Genomic DNA, 16,399 nt, shown 5'->3' with positions numbered 1-16,399 from the left:
TAAGTTAAAGAAATCAAATAGGCTGAGATCTTGCACGCCAGCACGGCCCAAAGGGGGAACATTGATGGACGATCCAGCCATTCAGCTGGTTGCAGTGAACAAATGGTACGGTGACTTCCATGTTCTCAAAGATATCAGCCTTACAGTGGGTTCCGGCGAAAAAGTGGTGATTTGCGGACCATCCGGTTCGGGCAAGTCCACCGTGGTCCGCTGCATCAACAAGCTGGAAGAGCATCAACGCGGGACAATTCACCTATACGGCAAGGAACTGACCAACGATCCGAAGTCCGTTGCGTCGATCCAAGGCGACGTTGGCATGGTATTCCAGCAATTCAACCTGTTCCCCCACCTCAGCGTGCTCGACAACCTGACCCTTGGGCCAATGAAGGCACGCGGCCTCAGTCGGGCAGAGGCAGAGGACCGCGCCCGGCACTACCTGACCCGGGTGCGGATACCTGATCAGGCGGACAAACTGCCCAAACAGTTGTCGGGTGGTCAACAACAGCGGGTGGCCATTGCGCGATCCCTTTGCATGGAGCCCAAGGTGCTGCTGTTCGACGAGCCCACCTCGGCGCTTGATCCCGAAATGATCGCGGAAGTGCTGGACGTGATGGTCGAACTGGCGCTGGAAGGAATGACAATGATCGTGGTCACCCACGAAATGGGATTTGCTCGAAAGGTCGCGGATCAGATGGTTTTCATGGACCAGGGTGAGATTGTAGAGCACGGCAGCCCTGGTGAATTCTTTGGTAATCCGCAGACCGCACGCTGTCAGAAATTCCTCGGCCAGATATTGCAGCACTAGGGGTAGGCATGAAGAGACTGATCCTTCCACTGTCGCTTTTACTTTTGCTGGCGGGATGTTCGGATTCCGGCAACTGGGGCTGGTACGTCATTGATCCGCGCACACCCGGTGGCTGGACCAATATTAAGTTTTTGGTCTCTGGCATGGGTGCAACGATCCTTATTTCCGTGATCGCTGCTGCAATCTCCATCGTGCTGGGTTTGATCGTTGCGCTGCCAAGTCAATCCAGCAACCGATGGCTGCGCCTGCTCAATCGAATCTACGTTGAATTCATCCGTTCGATCCCGCTGCTGCCGATGCTCTTCTGGGTGTTTTACGGGCTGCCCATCGTGTTCAAATCCATCGGACTGAATATCCCCATCGACCCCTTCTGGGGCGCCATCATCACGCTGGCGATTTCCGATAGCGCTTTTACAGCCGAAATCTACCGCTCAGGCATCCAGTCCATCGCGCGTGGGCAAAGCGAGGCAGCGCAGACCATCGGTCTGAACTACTTTCAGACAATGAGGTACGTCATCCTGCCCCAAGCCCTAAGGCGCATTCTACCGCCCTTGGCGAACCAGTTCATTTATATCGTAAAGATGAGTGCCTTTGCCTCGGTCATCGGCATGCAGGAACTGACGCGACGCGCCAATGAACTGGTGGTAACCGAATATCGCCCACTTGAAATATACTCGTTGCTGATTGTCGAATATCTTGTGCTGGTATTGCTGATCAGCGCAGGCGTGCGCTGGCTTGAGCGCCGCATGGGTGCAGACGAACGTCTCTGAAGGAAGGATCATCATGGACTGGCACGACTTCATGTCCGAAACCGAGGCCAACATCGGCAAGCTGAACCGCGAAATCCCGCAAACCGTCAAAGGGTTCGGCATAATGGGTCAAGCCGCAAAGGCAGATGGCGCCTTGTCGGAAAAGACCAAAGAATTTATTGCCTTGGGTATCGCAATTGCAACCCGCTGTGACAGTTGCATCGGGTTCCATGTGCGGTCGCTCGTGCGTCTAAATGCAACACGAGAGGAATTTTGCGAAGCGCTTGCCATGGCCACTTACATGGGCGGCGGTCCGTCCTATGCCTTTAGCGCCAAGGCGCTGAAGGCTTACGACCTTTACGCCGCTGAGGCCAAAGACGCATGAGACCCGACCTGCCAGGATCGACCGGGTACATCCGTGATTGTTGGTATGTGGCCGGTCTGTCCGAAGACTTTGACCGCAGCTTGACGCCACTGCGCATGCTGGACGAGGACATCGTCATTTTCCGCGATACCGCCGGTAAACCCGCAGCACTGGAAGACGCCTGCCCGCACCGCAAATTGCCTTTGTCGCGGGGCACGCTGGAGGGAGACACTGTTGTCTGCGGCTACCATGGGCTGACCTTCGATTGCACCGGCGAATGCGTGATCGCCCCAACACAGCTTGATAACCCGCCTCGGCGCGCCGCCGTGCGTTCCTACCCGGCAGCAGACCGGTGGGGCTTTTTGTGGCTTTGGATGGGAGCACCGGAGCGCGCAGATGTTAGGGACATCATCGACATTCCGAATTTCGACAATCCCGATTGGGGAAAGACTCCCAAAGGCGGTATGTCGATGCAGTGCCATTACCTTTATATCATCGATAACCTGCTGGACCCCAGCCACGTTGCTTGGGTGCATCTGACGTCTTTCGCGGGCGCCGGTACAGACAACCGCCCTTTGGACGTGGAAGAACTGGAAAACGGAGTGGTCGTCTCTCGCTGGGTGCTGGATGAGGCCCCGCCTCCCTACTACAGGGACATGCTGCCCTTTGGTCCGACATGTGATCGTAAGCAGCATTACGAATGCCGACTGCCGTCGACGGCAATCAACATGTCGGTGTACACGCCAGCTTCAGAAGGTGGATCTGACAGGCCGCTGTCTTCACACGCTTTCATCAACATATCCTACAATTTCATAACGCCGATCGATGCGACAACCTCCCGCTATTTCTGGTTCCAGCACCGTAACATGCACGCCAGCGATGGCGCACTGTCAGAACGCATGTTCGAGGGAGCCAAGATGGCTTTCAAGGAAGATCAAGAGGTGCTGGAACACGTCCAGAAAGGCATGGCAAACCGCAAAAACGGCTATCTGAACCTGGCCCTTGACGCAGGCGCCATGCGGTTCCGCAACAAAGTCGCCAAAGCCATTTCGGGAGAACAAACATGACCGCTTGGATCAAGATGATTTCCGACGAAGACGCAAGCCCCCGGCTGAAAGAGCTTCTAGAGCACGCAAGAACCCCACACGGCACTGTGGATACGGTCATGCGGGTTCATTCTCTGCGGCCAGAGACGATGAATGGCCATGTCACGCTGTACCGTTCGGTACTGCATTCGGACGAAAACGAATTGCCTTTCTGGTTTCTTGAGGTGATCGCCAGTTACACATCGATCCTGAACGATTGCACCTATTCGTTGACTCATCATTTCATGAACGTCCGCAACCTGATCAGAGATCAGGCTCGCAGTGACCGCATCTTTGTCGCACTGAAGGCACAGCGACCGGAGGATGAATTCGACGGCAAGGAACTCGCTCTCCTGCGATATGCGGCAAAGCTGACAACCGACGTTGGCAAAATGGTGCGTTCGGACTTTGAAGCGCTCAAGATCGCCGGCTGTGAAGATGGCGAAATCCTGGAAGTAAATCAGGTCTGTGCGTACTTTAACTACTCAAATCGTCTGCTTAACGGCTTGGGATGCACGACCGAAGGTGATCAGATCGGTTACTACAAGGGTGATTAGATAAGGGAAAGCGCTCACCTGGCTTGCCAAAAGCGTCTCCACCGTGCCGGTTTTTGAGCTGGCAGCAGCCGTTCTCTGCAGTTGGTAAGAACAACTGCTTAGCGGACAAAGCGGTAATTTGGCCGCCGTTTGGTCCATCGCAAAGTCATTTCACAGTATCAAATAAAATTGATCCTCAATTTGCCCCCCTAGTCTCATCTGCTTTTCAGGTTCCGTGTCAGAATACTCATGCGGGCGGTGGACACACAACTTCAATCAGCGATGGCCCTTCGCTGGAGAGACCGGCGGAGAGCGCCTTTGCGAAGCTGTCCATGTCATCTGCGCGTGTCCCCGGAACACCATGGCCTTTCGCCAGCGAAACCCAGTCCAACGTCGGGTTCACCACGTCAAACATAGCCTGAGCATTCTGACCATAGCTCGCCACGCCGACGTTTGTGAGTTCATCGCGCAGGATTTGATAACCGCGGTTCGCAAACACAACGATTGTCACGTCCAGATTTTCGCGGGCCATGGTCCATAATGATTGAAGAGTATACATGGCGGACCCGTCGCCGGTTAGGGCGATGACTTTTCGGTCGGGGCAGGCGATAGCCGCACCCGTCGCACAAGGCAAACACAACCCAATCGCGCCGCCGGTGCCTGCGAGTAGGTCATGCGGGTGGGCGGTAGCTGTCGGTGGCATGACATGAAACCCGGACGTCACGGATTCATTGCAGATGATCGCGTTTTCCGGGATCAGCGCGGCCAACGCCAAACCAACTTTTTCGAGGGTCAACTGTCCGATGGGAATGTCTGGCAGGTCGAGCGGATGGGTTTCTGTCGCCGTTTTGCTTGTGACCCCGACCGTGTCGGCGAGCGCTTGCAGCGTCCACTCGATATCATCTGTGGGCTTGCACAAGTCCGTAATGGGGCAATGCGGAGGTTCGGGCACGCTCGGTTTCCCGGGATAGGCAAAAAAGGCGACTGGCCTATCTGCGCCAAGCAGAGTGACCGAAGAGGTTTCTTCAAGCTGAGCGATCTTGGGCGATATCGGATAGACCAGTTGGTCTAGCCTTGCTGTTCCTGCGCCTTTGGAAATGCGCGGTATCAGAGTATCAGCCAACAAACGGCACCCCGTCGTGGCAGCGATCTTGCCAGCCAGTTCACGCTGGGGTCCAAACAGAGCTGATCCGCCAATCATCAGCGCGGCGTTCGGCGTCACAAGCCGGGCCGCCGCGGCCTCTATATCGCTTGTTGACGGTCGATGAAGGCTTTCTTGGTTGTCTAATCGGTTTACCGCTGCGTTCGCTTTGTTCCAAGCTGTGTCGGCAGGCAGGACCAGCGTTGCGATCTGACCGTTGCGCGCGCGGGCCGCCTGAACCGCTGCCGCTCCGTCCGTGGCTACGTCGGTGGCATTGGACGACACACGTGTCCAATGACTGACCGCCTGGCTGATACCGAGGATGTCTCCCTTCAAAGGACTTTCATAACGGAGGTGATGCGTTGCGTGATCGCCCACTACATTCACGATTCCGGACCCCGCTTTTCGGGCATTGTGCAGATTGGCAAAGGCGTTGCCAAAGCCGGGTGCAAGATGCAGGAGCGTGCCGGCGACGTCTCGCTTCATGCGAAAATACCCGTCTGCAGCACCTGTCGTGCCGCCTTCAAACAGGCAAAGAATGCAATTCATTTCCGGGTGTTCATCCAAGGCAGCGACAAAGTGCATTTCCGAGGTGCCGGGATTTGCGAAGACCGTATTTACACCATTGTTTAATAGGGTTTTTACGAGTGATTGAGCGCCGTTCATTTTATCCCTAGCCTGATTTCAAGCGATCATTTGATGACAATGCTCGCACGAAAAGGCCTTCTTTCTAAACATATTTTCCTCCCGACACGATCACATATGACGCATGGTACCGAAGCCGCTCGCGACGTGGAGCAGTTACCGGATTTACGACCGTACCTTTTTGGCGGAGCCAGAACTTGGAGCGAAAGTATTCGTACTTGAGGTGAGATGGGCCTACGCATCACCAATTTGGTACACACCTCAGGGATGAGTGATATTAAGTTAAGACTAAAAATCACTGAGTCTGCTCTGGGCTCGAAGCAGTCATTCGCTGCGCAGTACGTCAGCGTCCGCAAAGCGGACAAAGCTGCTATGCATCATGCGCCTTACGCGCAGAGTAAACGGCCCAAGCCGCGACAATTCGTTTTCCCAAATTTAAGTATTTCTCACGTGACGCACAAAGACGAGCATCGAGACAGGCTTTTGTGATAGTCTGATGACACCAGCGGGTAAACTTAGGGGGAAAAGATGTCTGATGTTGAAAGTGTAAAGGCCCTCGACGCGTCCATCATTGAAGGGATCAATGCAAAGGATGCGAGTATGGCGACAGCCGCTTACGCCGAAGATGGAGTTCTCATGCCACCTGGTGCTCCTACAATGTCTGGCCACGCGGCCATCCGAGAGTATTGGCAGGCGGCAATTGATGGGGGCCTTGAGAACGTTTTGGCCAATCCAACCGCAGCTCATGTCAGCGGAGACTTTGCAGTTACGATGGGGACTTTGACAGGCTCAATGGGCGGGCAAGCACTTGCTGGGAAGTACATTCTTTACTTCCGAAAAGGCAACGACGGCTGGAAGGTTCAGCGTGACATCTGGAACTTTGACGCATGACGCACAGAGGGTCTGGAACAGGCCAAGGGTTAATCTAACTACTTTCCGTAGGCAGGTCGCGCTCATTGAAAGTGGCTTACGTAGCGCTTTAACGTGACCATTACCTATCAGGGCTTGGCCGCAGGTTTTTGACGCCATTGTCCACGTAACGGATAAGACAGGTCTAGCATCCACCAGTAACTCGACCTTAGTTTGGGCATTACACCATATGCCATTAATTGGACTGGCCGAGTTTTTTGTCCATTTCCATAAAGGACGCAGCCCAAAATTCCGCCAGAAATGCCGCCGCCTCTTGTTCAGAGATTTCTGAACGGTTTCCAGCTGAATCAGTTGCTTCGCCGAATGTGTATCGCAAATCAGTGCCACCATTGTTTTCCGTCAGATGATAGGTTTCCGGCAGGCTAATGTGCGGACGGGCGGGATCTTGGATTCGCGTCGAAAAGTACTCAAACGGCTCCCAATCAGTGACGCGATAATAAAAGTCTGCCAGCTCATGAGCGCAATGATAGTTAGATCCGGGGGCAAGACGACCTTGCGGATTTTCAACCGTGACCGTCTTGATGCGGTCCATCCAGTTCTGTTTGAGCTCAGGAGCTACCAGAAATTCCCAAACCACGCCGATAGGCGCGTTGAAATGGTGTCGGAAAGTCCAAACGCCATCCTCTTCGGCGAGATAATGGCGTTGGCGTTTGGCGCGCAGGCGCTCCCACGATTTAGCCAGATCATAGACCTTCATGCAGACTTCACCAAAGTGTTCAATATCCTGCGAAAATGGCTCCATTATTTCACTGATATCCATGGCATCTGCGGCTGCTTCGCTGAAGAGGGCATAGCTGCGAATGCCCGTACGTTCTGCAACATCTGTCTTGGTCAATCTGTGGACCAGAATGACATCGGCACCGGATATGTCCTTGGTAGGACCCATTTGCATTTCGTCGAATTGGCCATGGTGGGCGATGATTTTGAGGTCTAGTGTGCTGACATTTGCGCAAGCATTACAGTTGCATGTTGTGTTCGCGATTATTTCCTGCCGTCGTAGCGCAAACGCGTTATAGAGATTTTCGCAAATGGTCAGAAACGTCTCACCCGCTGGAAAATCCTGCCGTGTCGAATACGCTAAAACAGCGTCGCCTTCGGTTTTCCAAAAGTGCAGCGGGTCCCCAACTTGCTCAAGCAAAACTCCCAGGAGAGATTGCAGGATTGGATTGGCGTGATCCATTTCCGAAGATGTCAGAAATTGTGTGTAGCCGGTAATATCAGCAATAAGCAGATAACCTGTGTGTGTTGTCGTCATATACTCTCTCCCCAAAGAGTATTCGGCACGGATATGTGCGCTCGCTCAAAAAAATACACGCACACATCAATCATGGCCAGACTGTCCAGGCGTTTTCAAAGTCAGACCGACAAGCGCAATGGTTTGGAACACCATCGATCACTGCTGCATAATTTGATTCTTTCAAAGCAATTGTGGCTTGTGCATTGTTAGTAAGAGCTCTGTGAAATTGAAGGGACATCGCGTGAAGATCTATTCCGTATTCGTTTGGTTACTTGCTCTTAGCTTGACATTTGGAGGCGTTGATTTGGCATCCGCCAAAGAGAAAGGCGGAAACTCAAAAGACAAGAAAGTTCAGCTGGACGGCAAACCAGGCAAGGGCCAGAAAGCTGTGCCTCCAGGACAAATAAAGAGATATACACGGGGCGCCAAGCTTCCCAGCGACTTGGACTACACGGACATTGGAGACCTTGCAGACTGGAAATTAAAGCCTCCGGGAAAAGGCAATCGTTACATACGCGTCAACGATGAGATTTTGGAAGTTACTGATGACCTGTCAACGGTCGTAGACGCAGTTGGCATCGTCGGAGACCTCGCCAAATAAGAGGGCCTAAAAAACTTAGGATACTCTCAGCACTAGAGCCTAACGTTAAACTTGCGGACAAAGCAGGCTGTCAGAAACCTGCCCATTGGTCCTTAGTTTTGCCAGTTCTTCCGTATTTGCTTCGCCGCACATGTGCGACTTAATTGGGTAAAGTGCCTCCCTCGTAAACCCATTTGATGGCGGCGGGCTCAGGGCAAATCTGGCCACCAACTTCGCGCAGGTGTCGGGAAATCTCCTCCGTCATTCCATCCATTCTTGCCTCGCCAACGGCGCCCTTGCGGATCATGGCTCCGGAATTAAGGATTGGGATCTCTGAGGCCGTACGCCCTTCAAACTTTCCCTCATTCGCTTTCATCCATGGGAAGGATGTAAACTCCAGCACATTAGCCCATTGTTCTTCGGTCAGCTCTTCACCGATGAATTCGGCAATCTTTCGGATTGATCCTTGGTGGTCACTCTTCATGTCAGAGAAGTGCAGGAACAAAACGTTTGGTTCATTCCGGAGCGGCCACCACGCGGCGAGAAAGCCAAAGATCGCGCCTTGCATACCGTTGGCGTCAATCACATCAGAATAGAAGGTTGGAAAGTCGGGTCGACAAAGGGCTTCTCTTGGCACGCCCCAGAGTTCATACCATGCGTCCGAGTGCTTGTTCAGGAATGGCCTGAATGAAACGAGGGCCTCCTCCGGATTTCGCATGATTACGACATATTTGACGTCGGTGCCCGACCCGACGCTCTGAAACGGCACCGCAGGTGGCGGCGAATGCGTCTTGAAAGCGCGGCGCGTGTTGGTTGGCATGGCTGTTACCCGTTCAACCACGGCTTCTTGGGGCTGCCCTGGGAAGGCCAAAAACTCAATCCAAGGCACCTCTTCGTAGACGTCTCGAAAATCATCAGTCCCGCCCGTCAACAACTGATGAACGATGTTCATTGTCCAGGTTGTCCCGCTTTTAATTGGAACAGAAATCACTACATCACCGTCCCTCCAAGCGATCTTTTGTTGAATTTCCGGGGCTATCCAAGGTGGCCCTGAAGGTGGGGCGCCGTCTTCTGGGACGTCGTTCATTATGATTGACCTCTCATTGGCCTCCCTTCGGTCGAGAGGACTAAACCACCAACTTACCCCGCAAGAGCGGACTTTTCCAAATCCCGTGCACCAGGACCACTCAGATCCATGCGCGATGGCCCAAACAAGACGGGGGACGAACAACTTTTTTCGTGCCAACCAGCTTTAAAAATGAAAGTACCGGAGCGTGCTCGGTGCGGTCATTCGCTAACTCACATCGCATGTCTCATTTGGAGGTCCGGGTGTGCAATGGTGGTCAACTAGTTCGCAGCAGTTGTTTTGCCTTCTAAATAGTTTGGCCTACTTCGTTAACAGGTGTTGCACCACCAGCACTCAGCCCCATACAAGTTTAAGCGATTTTGCTGGTCCCCGGCTGATTGCTGGTCAAACTTGGTGGGGCTTTCTATCGAGATGAAAATTGCTAAATTCCATTTTTCAACGAACGCTCCGGCCTTGGTGCCGATGTTAAGTGAGTTTCACTCAACGACTGCTAGGCGGACTTTGCAGACATCCGCAGTATTGCTCCAGAGGACCGCAGTCAGCCCTTAACAAATTTTTATCGCTCCGCTTTGCAAAACCGAGACACGAATTGCCAAACACAAGCTCAAATTGGTCAACGAACGATCTGGGCCATCGTGTTTTTCACCGCGTAATATCTTTGAGCGTTGGGTGGGTGCGTCCCTAGAAAACGATCACCAGGATCCGGAACTCGTGCGAAGTACAGTGCACCCTTGAGTGGATCATAGCCCGCTTTGTAAGCTATCACTGTGCCTAGCCGATCAGCTTCCAATTCAAAGCCCTTCGAATAGCTCCGCCCACCAACAAAGGCTCCAAGGTCTTGTGCCACGGCAATGTCATTCGCTCCAGTTCCGGCTATTGTCGCCAGACCCGCCAAAATAACCGCACCAGCGGCCGCGTTTTGAGCACGTCGCGCTAAATGACCTTGAATGTGGTGAGCGGCTTCATGCGCCATAACAAAAGCAAGTTCATCGGTATTGTTAACATCTCGTGCCAGCGCTTGGGTTATTGTTATGACGGGACGTCCCGACTTGCTTAAACTCTGATACGCGTTTGAAGGTGCTTTTTTGTTTGGATCAATGCGGATCACAAAGTCGCAATTCACTCCCCGAGTTTGGCGGCGACATTCTCTCTCTGCAACGGGCTCAATTCGAGAGGCAACCTGCCGAAATCTCGCTTGTGCCTGCTTTGAACTGGCTGGGGCACTTGCGCGAACGGGATTTGGGATAGGTGCCGATGGCGGAGGCGTGGTTGATACGCATCCCGCTAGCAACAAAGCAGCCCATACCAAGACACTCTGCTTCATAGATACACCTTTCTACAATTTAGGAGCCAAAGTAGATTTCGTAGCCGTCGAAAACGCGGCACCCAGTCCCGAACCTTAGGACCTGTGTAAATTGATATTCAATAACAGAGGACATTGGGCGTAGCCGCGTCACGATTCAGCTGCCGCCAAACCGGCATGCACCGCTAATGGTGTAGACCCGAACGGCCAGTCAGCCTGCAACCCCGTCATTGACGACCTGATCCGCGTCGAACACAGCCTCAGCGGCCGCTATATCCGCTGCACGGTAGCTTAAATCTATCTACTTCGCGGCAAAGGGAATGCTGCGAGTGCACGTGCAGTTCAACGAACGTTTCCGGTTTGGGCTCGGAGCAGACGTTCGGCAGAATTCATTGAATGTCTACTACGCGGACAATGCGGCCGCTCAATGGTAACCGGCGCAACGACCGCTTTCTTTCGAATGCAATCTTGGCCTTCTTTCCAACATAGATTGTCCAGACGGAGACTTTCCACAAAATTGGCCCGTGCCTTAGCGACCCGCTACAGTGGCCTGATAAGCGTCAAGCTCAGTGATCAGCTCAGTACCTGTAGGCGCGCCGTTTCTGGCGCAAAATTCAGACCACACCGCTCCGTAGGGCAGGTCCTTGAGTTCCTCTGTCACAACAAACCGGCTTGTGAAATCCAGCGCGTCCTCCGCTGCTCGCAAGCGATCCCAGGGCTTCAGAAGCGCCTGCAGAAGCGCCTTTTGCATGTTGCGCGTGCCGATTACCCAAGCGGCCGTGCGACTGATCGTGGCGTCGAAGAAATCAAGCCCGATATGGGTCTTGCCCAACAGGTCGCCGCTGACCAGTTCATGTGCCATCGCCAGGATGTCATCGTTCAGCATGATCACATGGTCGCTGTCCCAACGCATGGGGCGCGACACGTGCAGCAAAAGCTCATCCAGAGACAGGGCCACGGCGCTCAGTTTGTCGGCGATATTCTCGGTCGGGTGGAAGTGTCCCATGTCGAGGCACAGCAGTGTCTTGTTGCGGATCGCATAGCCCATGTAGAACTCATGGCTGCCCACCGTGCAGGCCTCGACCCCGATGCCGAAAAGCTTGGATTCGACCGCATCCAGCATATCCGATTTCGCCTCGGCCAGCATGGTGTCGAGCGAGGCCTCAAGCCGGGCCCGTGCCGCCATACGGTCGATAGGAAGGTCCTTGAACCCATCCGGAACCCAGATGTTGTTGATGCAGGGTGAACCAAGCGCGGCTCCCATCTGCGCCGCGATGTCCCGCGTGCGTTTCCCATGTTCGATCCAAAAGTCCCTGATGCCCTTGTCGGGGTGCGCCAACGTCAGGTTGTCGTCGGCCTTTTTATGGGCAAAGAAGGTCGGGTTGAAATCCAGCCCGATGCCGATGCCCTTGGCCCAGTCGACCCATGGCGCGAAATGGCGGTACTCAATCTCATCCCGGTCCGGGGTATCGTCTGTGTCCATATACATCGCATGCAGGTTCAACCGATGTGACCCGGGGATTTTTGCATAGGCAAACTCAAGATCCGCCCGCAGTTCGTCGGGGTTGCGGGCCCGGCCCGGATGGTTTCCGGTTGCCTGAATGCCCCCGCCCGAGGTGCCGGTCTGGTTTTCGAAACCGACCACGTCATCGCCTTGCCAACAGTGAACGGAAATCGGGATGTCCCTCAGAGCCTTGATCGCAGCGTCAGTGTCGACGCCCCAGTCAGCGAATTGTGCTTTGGCGCTCTCATAGCTCATGGATCGTCTCCTTATCGCGTGAAGGCCTGAACGTTGCCCGCATCAACGTTCAGAATGTTGCCCGTGGATTTGGCCGACGTCTCGGCGGCGAAGAAGTAACAGGCCTCGGCGATATCTTCCGGCAGGACTGAGCGTTTCAGCATGGATCGGTTGCGGTACATCTCTTCCAGCCCTTCCTTGTCCGTGCCGTAGGTCGAAGCCCGCTGATCCAGCCAATCGCCTTCCCAGATCTTGGAGCCCCGCAACACCGCATCCGGGTTCACAACGTTGACCCTGATCCCGGCCTCAGCACCTTCCAGCGCAAGGCAACGGGCCAAGTGGATTTCCGAGGCCTTCGCCGTGCAATAGGCCGAGGCATTGGGCGAGGCGGCAAGCCCGTTTTTCGAGGCCACGAAAACGATAGATCCGCCCATGTCCTGCACCCGCATGATCTTGAAAGTTTCCCGGCTGACGAGGAAATAACCCGTGGACAAGATGACCATGTTCTTGTTCCAAAGGTCGAGGGACGTTTCCTCAACCGGGGCAGAGGATGCGATCCCGGCGTTTGAGACAAGGATGTCGATGCCACCAAATTCGACGGATGTTTCAGCCAACGCGTGGGCCACGGCATTTTCATCCGTGACGTCCATCAGGACGGTGCACACGACGTCCTTGCCGAACTGCTGGGTCAGAACCCTTTCCGTCGCGGTGAGGCTTTCGGGATTGATGTCGGCCAGCATGACACAGGCGCCCTCGGACAGATAACGTTCTGCCGTTGCCGACCCTATGCCACCGGCGCCGCCGGTGACCAGCGCGACGCGACCAGCCAGCGATTTTGGTTTCGGCATGCGCTGCAACTTGGCTTCTTCCAACAGCCAGTATTCAATGTCAAAAGCTTCCTGCTCTGGCAGACCGCAGTATTCGCTGACGACACTTGCCCCGCGCATAACATTGATCGCGTTGACGTAGAATTCGCCGGAAATACGGGCCGTGCCCTTGTCCTTGGCAAAGGTGATCATGCCGACCCCGGGGATCAGGTAGACAACCGCGTTGGGGTCCCTAAGCGCAGGCGAGTTATCGTGTTTGCAACGGTTGTAGTAGGCCGTGTAGTCCTCACGATAGGCCTCGACTTGCGCAGGCAGGCCTTCAAGCACTGCGTCGATGTTGTTCTGGGCCGGGTCGAAGCCGACGACCAAAGGGCGGATCTTAGTGCGCAGGAAATGGTCAGGGCAGGACGTACCAAGGGCCGCCAGCGCCTCCATGTCCTTAGAATTCACGAACTCAAGCACCGAGTCGCTGTCGTTGAAATGCCCGACCATGTGCTGGTTGCCACTGACAAAGCCACGGATCGCGGGCATCAGCCGGGCGGCAACGGCCCGCCTACTTTCCCGGGCGAGGCTCTCGTGCACCGCTCCGCCAAAGGCCGGAACATCGGCGGTCTTTTCGGCCAACCACTTGGTCGCGACGTTGATCACGTCGATGGTGCAGTAATAGCAGTCTTTCGCCGTGTCAGCCCATGTGAACAATCCGTGACTTTCAAGGACAACGCCATCAGCATCCGGATTTTCCAGGCAGAACTTTTCAAGCCACAGGCCCAGTTCATACCCAGGCCGTTTCCACGGTAGCCAACCGATCCGGTCACCGAAAATTTCCTGGGTCAGCTCCTTCGAATTATTCGACGCTGCGATCGCAATAATCGCGTCGGCGTGGACGTGATCGACATGTTTGCGCGGCACATAGGCGTGCAAGGGCGTGTCAATTGAGGCCGCGCGCGGGTTCAGTTTGAAGGTGCAGTAGGACAGATAGCCGACCATTTCATCTTCAAACTCGACCCCGCGATAAAGCCCCTTCAGCGCGTTCAGCTTGTCCATGTATAGCGTCGAGAAGCCGTCAAGCTTCATGGACCCGATGTCACCGCCGGAACCCTTGACCCAGAGCACCTCAACCTCTTTGCCGGACAGTGGGTCGGTTTCCATGACCTTCGCAGAGGTATTGCCACCGCCATAGTTTGTGACGCGCTTATCCGATCCCAGCGTGTTGGAGCGATAGAGAAGCAGTTCCGATTCGGACATACCACCTGCCACAGCGTCATCCCAGCGGTTCTCAAGAAGCTGATTTTCTATGGATTTCAACGTTCTGCCCTCCTCACGATGCAGCGGTCGGAACTGCACCATCGCGTTTAGGCTTAGTAGTGTGCATCGTTATGTCAATCAAAAACAATCACAAACAGTCATTCTGCAGTGCAGAATGATTGAAAGTGATCGAAAATGATTGACAGCTGCGACGAATCTGCGCAGCGTGGAGTGAATGGGAGGTGGCTTTGCACGAAAAAGAACGCCATAGGATCATCATTTCAGCGGTGCAGGACCGCCCCGTCGTGACGGTTGGGGACCTGTGCACATTGACCGGCGTGTCCGAAGCCACCATCCGACGCGACATTTCAACACTTCACATGAAACAGATGGTACGCCGTGTCAGAGGCGGTGCTGAGGCCATAACGCCACCGCAGTTCGCCGGGCTGGCGGGCCGTCCGTTCGTCGTCAACGAAACCATGAATATCGCAGCAAAGCAGGCGATTGCCCGCGCGGCGGTTGAGATGTGTAGCGAAGGTGACAGCATCATCATCAACGGGGGCACAACGACCTTTCAGATGGTGCATCCGCTGGCCAACCGCAGGATGCAGGTCTTTACCAATTCGTTCCCGATTGCCGAGCACCTGCTGAAGCATTCGAAAAACACGATCATGTTGTCAGGCGGCGCGATCTACCGGGAGCAGAACATAATCCTGTCGCCCTTTGACAACGACGTGACCCGTAACTTCTATGCAAAGCGCATGTTCATGGGGGCGCAGGGGCTGGGCCCCATCGGTCTGATGGAGGCCGATCCGCTTCTGATCCAGGCAGAACAGAAACTGATCGGACAGGCGGATGAGCTTGTCGTTCTGGTCGACAGTTCGAAATTCGCGCAGCGCTCCAGCCTGGTGCTTTGCCAGTTGGACCGGATCACGACCGTGATCACCGACGAAGGAATTCCTGACAAGGCGGCGGCCATGCTTGAGGCTGCCGATGTGAATCTGATCGTCGCCCAGTCGGGCAGCGTTCAAGAAAACGAGGTGGCCTCTTGACTGCCTCCGAAACCCGAGACCCAAACATGACTTTCTGGGAGGAACTATCATGAAGCGTCGTACATTTACATCACTTGTCGCAGGGATGAGCCTTGCCGCCGGTATGTTTGGCACCACGGCGATGGCGCAGGACAACATGCGCATCGCTCTGGTCGTAAAAGCGCTTGGTATCGGCTTCTTTGAAGCGGCTGCCGAAGGCGCTGAAGAGGCTGCCGGAGAGCTTGGCAATGTCGAGATCATCTACACCGGCCCGACCGACACCACTGCGGAAGGTCAGATCGAGGTCATCAACTCCCTGATCGCGCAGGGTGTCGACGCCATCGCGATTTCGGCAAACGACCCCGATGCACTTGTTCCGGCGCTGAAACGCGCGATGGACCGCGGGATCACCGTGATTTCCTGGGACTCGGGTGTGGCCGAAGGCGGACGCCAGATGCACCTGAACCCATCCTCGACCCCGCTGATCGGCAACACGATCATCAAGCTTGCCGCGGATCACATGCCGGATGGTGGTGAAGTCGCGATCCTGTCGGCGTCGGCCACGGCAACCAACCAGAACGCCTGGATCGAGGCCGCGAAAGAGGTTCTTCCGAACTATGACAGCGTCGATCTGGTGGCCACCGTCTATGGCGACGACCTCAGCGACAAATCCTACCGTGAAGCACAGGGCCTCATGGCATCCTACCCTAACCTCAAGGCGATCATCGCGCCAACGACCGTTGGCATCCTGGCGTCCTGTCAGGCGGTGACCGACGCGGGCAAGATCGGTGAGATCAACGTGACCGGTCTGGGCCTCCCGTCCGAGATGGCAGGCTGTGTTGACAGCGGCGCAACCAAAAGCTTCGCGATCTGGAACCCGATTGACCTTGGCTACTCGGCCACCATGCTGGCGCATGCAATCGCCAACGGTGCTGAAACCGGTGCCGGTGCCGAAATCCCGATGGGCCGCATGGGCTCGGTGACGCTGGATGACACAGGCTCGGCAGCCATGGCTGATCCGTTCACCTACGACAGCTCGAACATCGAACAGTTTAAGTCGATCTTCTAATCTGAACGATATGTCAGGGCGTGGGCG

Annotated in this window: 15 protein-coding genes; 9 read left to right on the top strand and 6 right to left on the bottom strand. The window is 55.0% G+C overall.

The features are described from left to right. Nucleotides 1–64: 64 nt before the first annotated feature. Genes ACR0B7_RS02725 through ACR0B7_RS02705 form a run of 5 tightly spaced genes read left to right on the top strand, consistent with a single transcriptional unit; the run spans nucleotide 65 to nucleotide 3,560 of the window. Nucleotides 65–805 (top strand): amino acid ABC transporter ATP-binding protein, encoded by a 741-nt coding sequence (locus tag ACR0B7_RS02725; RefSeq protein ID WP_170484827.1) that lies wholly within the window; start codon nucleotides 65–67, stop codon nucleotides 803–805. Nucleotides 806–813: 8 nt separating this feature from the next. Beyond that, a complete protein-coding gene (locus ACR0B7_RS02720) occupies nucleotides 814–1,575 on the top strand; it encodes an amino acid ABC transporter permease (RefSeq protein ID WP_170484828.1) in 762 nt (253 codons plus the stop codon). Nucleotides 1,576–1,588: 13 nt separating this feature from the next. Then, on the top strand, nucleotides 1,589–1,939 hold the full coding sequence (locus tag ACR0B7_RS02715; RefSeq protein ID WP_170484829.1) for a carboxymuconolactone decarboxylase family protein: 351 nt from the start codon (nucleotides 1,589–1,591) through the stop codon (nucleotides 1,937–1,939). Then, complete coding sequence (locus tag ACR0B7_RS02710) at nucleotides 1,936–2,985, top strand: aromatic ring-hydroxylating oxygenase subunit alpha (RefSeq protein ID WP_170484830.1); 1,050 nt, start codon at nucleotides 1,936–1,938, stop codon at nucleotides 2,983–2,985. Before ACR0B7_RS02715 ends, ACR0B7_RS02710 begins: the two co-directional genes overlap by 4 nt. Beyond that, on the top strand, nucleotides 2,982–3,560 hold the full coding sequence (locus ACR0B7_RS02705; protein WP_170417339.1) for a peroxidase-related enzyme: 579 nt from the start codon (nucleotides 2,982–2,984) through the stop codon (nucleotides 3,558–3,560). Before ACR0B7_RS02710 ends, ACR0B7_RS02705 begins: the two co-directional genes overlap by 4 nt. Before the next feature lie 226 nt (nucleotides 3,561–3,786). Here ACR0B7_RS02705 and ACR0B7_RS02700 read toward each other — a convergent pair whose 3' ends face one another. Further along, the gene (locus ACR0B7_RS02700; protein WP_170484831.1) at nucleotides 3,787–5,346 is read right to left on the bottom strand and encodes an acetolactate synthase large subunit; all 1,560 of its coding nucleotides are present in this window, start codon (nucleotides 5,344–5,346) and stop codon (nucleotides 3,787–3,789) included. Nucleotides 5,347–5,853: 507 nt separating this feature from the next. On the opposite strand from ACR0B7_RS02700, the gene ACR0B7_RS02695 reads away from it, so the two are divergent. Then, nucleotides 5,854–6,216 carry a nuclear transport factor 2 family protein gene (locus tag ACR0B7_RS02695; RefSeq protein WP_170576672.1) on the top strand — a complete coding sequence of 121 codons (363 nt, stop codon included), beginning with the start codon at nucleotides 5,854–5,856 and terminating at the stop codon, nucleotides 6,214–6,216. Between the two features lie 214 nt (nucleotides 6,217–6,430). Here ACR0B7_RS02695 and ACR0B7_RS02690 read toward each other — a convergent pair whose 3' ends face one another. Beyond that, on the bottom strand, nucleotides 6,431–7,510 hold the full coding sequence (locus tag ACR0B7_RS02690) for a DUF2652 domain-containing protein (RefSeq protein ID WP_170484834.1): 1,080 nt from the start codon (nucleotides 7,508–7,510) through the stop codon (nucleotides 6,431–6,433). 223 nt (nucleotides 7,511–7,733) lie between these two features. On the opposite strand from ACR0B7_RS02690, the gene ACR0B7_RS02685 reads away from it, so the two are divergent. Then, nucleotides 7,734–8,093, top strand: a complete 360-nt coding sequence (locus ACR0B7_RS02685) for a hypothetical protein (protein WP_170484836.1) — start codon at nucleotides 7,734–7,736, stop codon at nucleotides 8,091–8,093. Nucleotides 8,094–8,232: 139 nt separating this feature from the next. Here the strand turns inward: ACR0B7_RS02685 and ACR0B7_RS02680 are convergent, their stop codons facing one another. The 4 genes from ACR0B7_RS02680 to ACR0B7_RS02665 all read right to left on the bottom strand — a co-directional run bounded on the left by ACR0B7_RS02680 (nucleotide 8,233) and on the right by ACR0B7_RS02665 (nucleotide 14,374). After that, a complete protein-coding gene (locus tag ACR0B7_RS02680) occupies nucleotides 8,233–9,159 on the bottom strand; it encodes a sulfotransferase domain-containing protein (RefSeq protein ID WP_170576671.1) in 927 nt (308 codons plus the stop codon). A gap of 613 nt (nucleotides 9,160–9,772) precedes the next feature. Beyond that, nucleotides 9,773–10,483: a M48 family metalloprotease gene (locus ACR0B7_RS02675; RefSeq protein WP_170486339.1), complete on the bottom strand. Its 711-nt coding sequence runs from the start codon at nucleotides 10,481–10,483 to the stop codon at nucleotides 9,773–9,775. Nucleotides 10,484–10,991: 508 nt separating this feature from the next. Beyond that, nucleotides 10,992–12,221, bottom strand: coding sequence for an L-rhamnose isomerase (locus ACR0B7_RS02670; protein ID WP_170486340.1), 1,230 nt, complete (start codon nucleotides 12,219–12,221; stop codon nucleotides 10,992–10,994). Nucleotides 12,222–12,232: 11 nt separating this feature from the next. Beyond that, nucleotides 12,233–14,374 (bottom strand): bifunctional rhamnulose-1-phosphate aldolase/short-chain dehydrogenase, encoded by a 2,142-nt coding sequence (locus ACR0B7_RS02665; RefSeq protein WP_170576670.1) that lies wholly within the window; start codon nucleotides 14,372–14,374, stop codon nucleotides 12,233–12,235. 146 nt (nucleotides 14,375–14,520) lie between these two features. Between ACR0B7_RS02665 and ACR0B7_RS02660 the strand changes: the two genes are divergently transcribed. Together ACR0B7_RS02660 and rhaS are read left to right on the top strand one after the other, a co-directional pair. Continuing rightward, complete coding sequence (locus tag ACR0B7_RS02660; protein WP_170486342.1) at nucleotides 14,521–15,324, top strand: DeoR/GlpR family DNA-binding transcription regulator; 804 nt, start codon at nucleotides 14,521–14,523, stop codon at nucleotides 15,322–15,324. Nucleotides 15,325–15,373: 49 nt separating this feature from the next. Next, nucleotides 15,374–16,372, top strand: a complete 999-nt coding sequence (gene rhaS, locus ACR0B7_RS02655) for a rhamnose ABC transporter substrate-binding protein (RefSeq protein WP_170486343.1) — start codon at nucleotides 15,374–15,376, stop codon at nucleotides 16,370–16,372. Nucleotides 16,373–16,399 lie beyond the last annotated feature (27 nt).

This window comes from Ruegeria sp. BB6 (assembly GCF_056539385.1).
This window is presented reverse-complemented; position numbering and strand designations above follow the sequence as displayed.

Excerpts from the sequence above, each read along its gene's own strand:
- ACR0B7_RS02665 (WP_170576670.1), bottom strand. The coding sequence starts at position 14,374 with ATGGTGCAGTTCCGACCGCTGCATCGTGAGGAGGGCAGAACGTTGAAA.
- ACR0B7_RS02710 (WP_170484830.1), top strand. The coding sequence starts at position 1,936 with ATGAGACCCGACCTGCCAGGATCGACCGGGTACATCCGTGATTGTTGG.
- ACR0B7_RS02675 (WP_170486339.1), bottom strand. The coding sequence starts at position 10,483 with ATGAAGCAGAGTGTCTTGGTATGGGCTGCTTTGTTGCTAGCGGGATGC.
- ACR0B7_RS02680 (WP_170576671.1), bottom strand. The coding sequence starts at position 9,159 with ATGAACGACGTCCCAGAAGACGGCGCCCCACCTTCAGGGCCACCTTGG.
- ACR0B7_RS02690 (WP_170484834.1), bottom strand. The coding sequence starts at position 7,510 with ATGACGACAACACACACAGGTTATCTGCTTATTGCTGATATTACCGGC.
- ACR0B7_RS02705 (WP_170417339.1), top strand. The coding sequence starts at position 2,982 with ATGACCGCTTGGATCAAGATGATTTCCGACGAAGACGCAAGCCCCCGG.
- ACR0B7_RS02670 (WP_170486340.1), bottom strand. The coding sequence starts at position 12,221 with ATGAGCTATGAGAGCGCCAAAGCACAATTCGCTGACTGGGGCGTCGAC.
- ACR0B7_RS02720 (WP_170484828.1), top strand. The coding sequence starts at position 814 with ATGAAGAGACTGATCCTTCCACTGTCGCTTTTACTTTTGCTGGCGGGA.
- ACR0B7_RS02715 (WP_170484829.1), top strand. The coding sequence starts at position 1,589 with ATGGACTGGCACGACTTCATGTCCGAAACCGAGGCCAACATCGGCAAG.
- ACR0B7_RS02695 (WP_170576672.1), top strand. The coding sequence starts at position 5,854 with ATGTCTGATGTTGAAAGTGTAAAGGCCCTCGACGCGTCCATCATTGAA.
- ACR0B7_RS02725 (WP_170484827.1), top strand. The coding sequence starts at position 65 with ATGGACGATCCAGCCATTCAGCTGGTTGCAGTGAACAAATGGTACGGT.
- rhaS (WP_170486343.1), top strand. The coding sequence starts at position 15,374 with ATGAAGCGTCGTACATTTACATCACTTGTCGCAGGGATGAGCCTTGCC.
- ACR0B7_RS02700 (WP_170484831.1), bottom strand. The coding sequence starts at position 5,346 with ATGAACGGCGCTCAATCACTCGTAAAAACCCTATTAAACAATGGTGTA.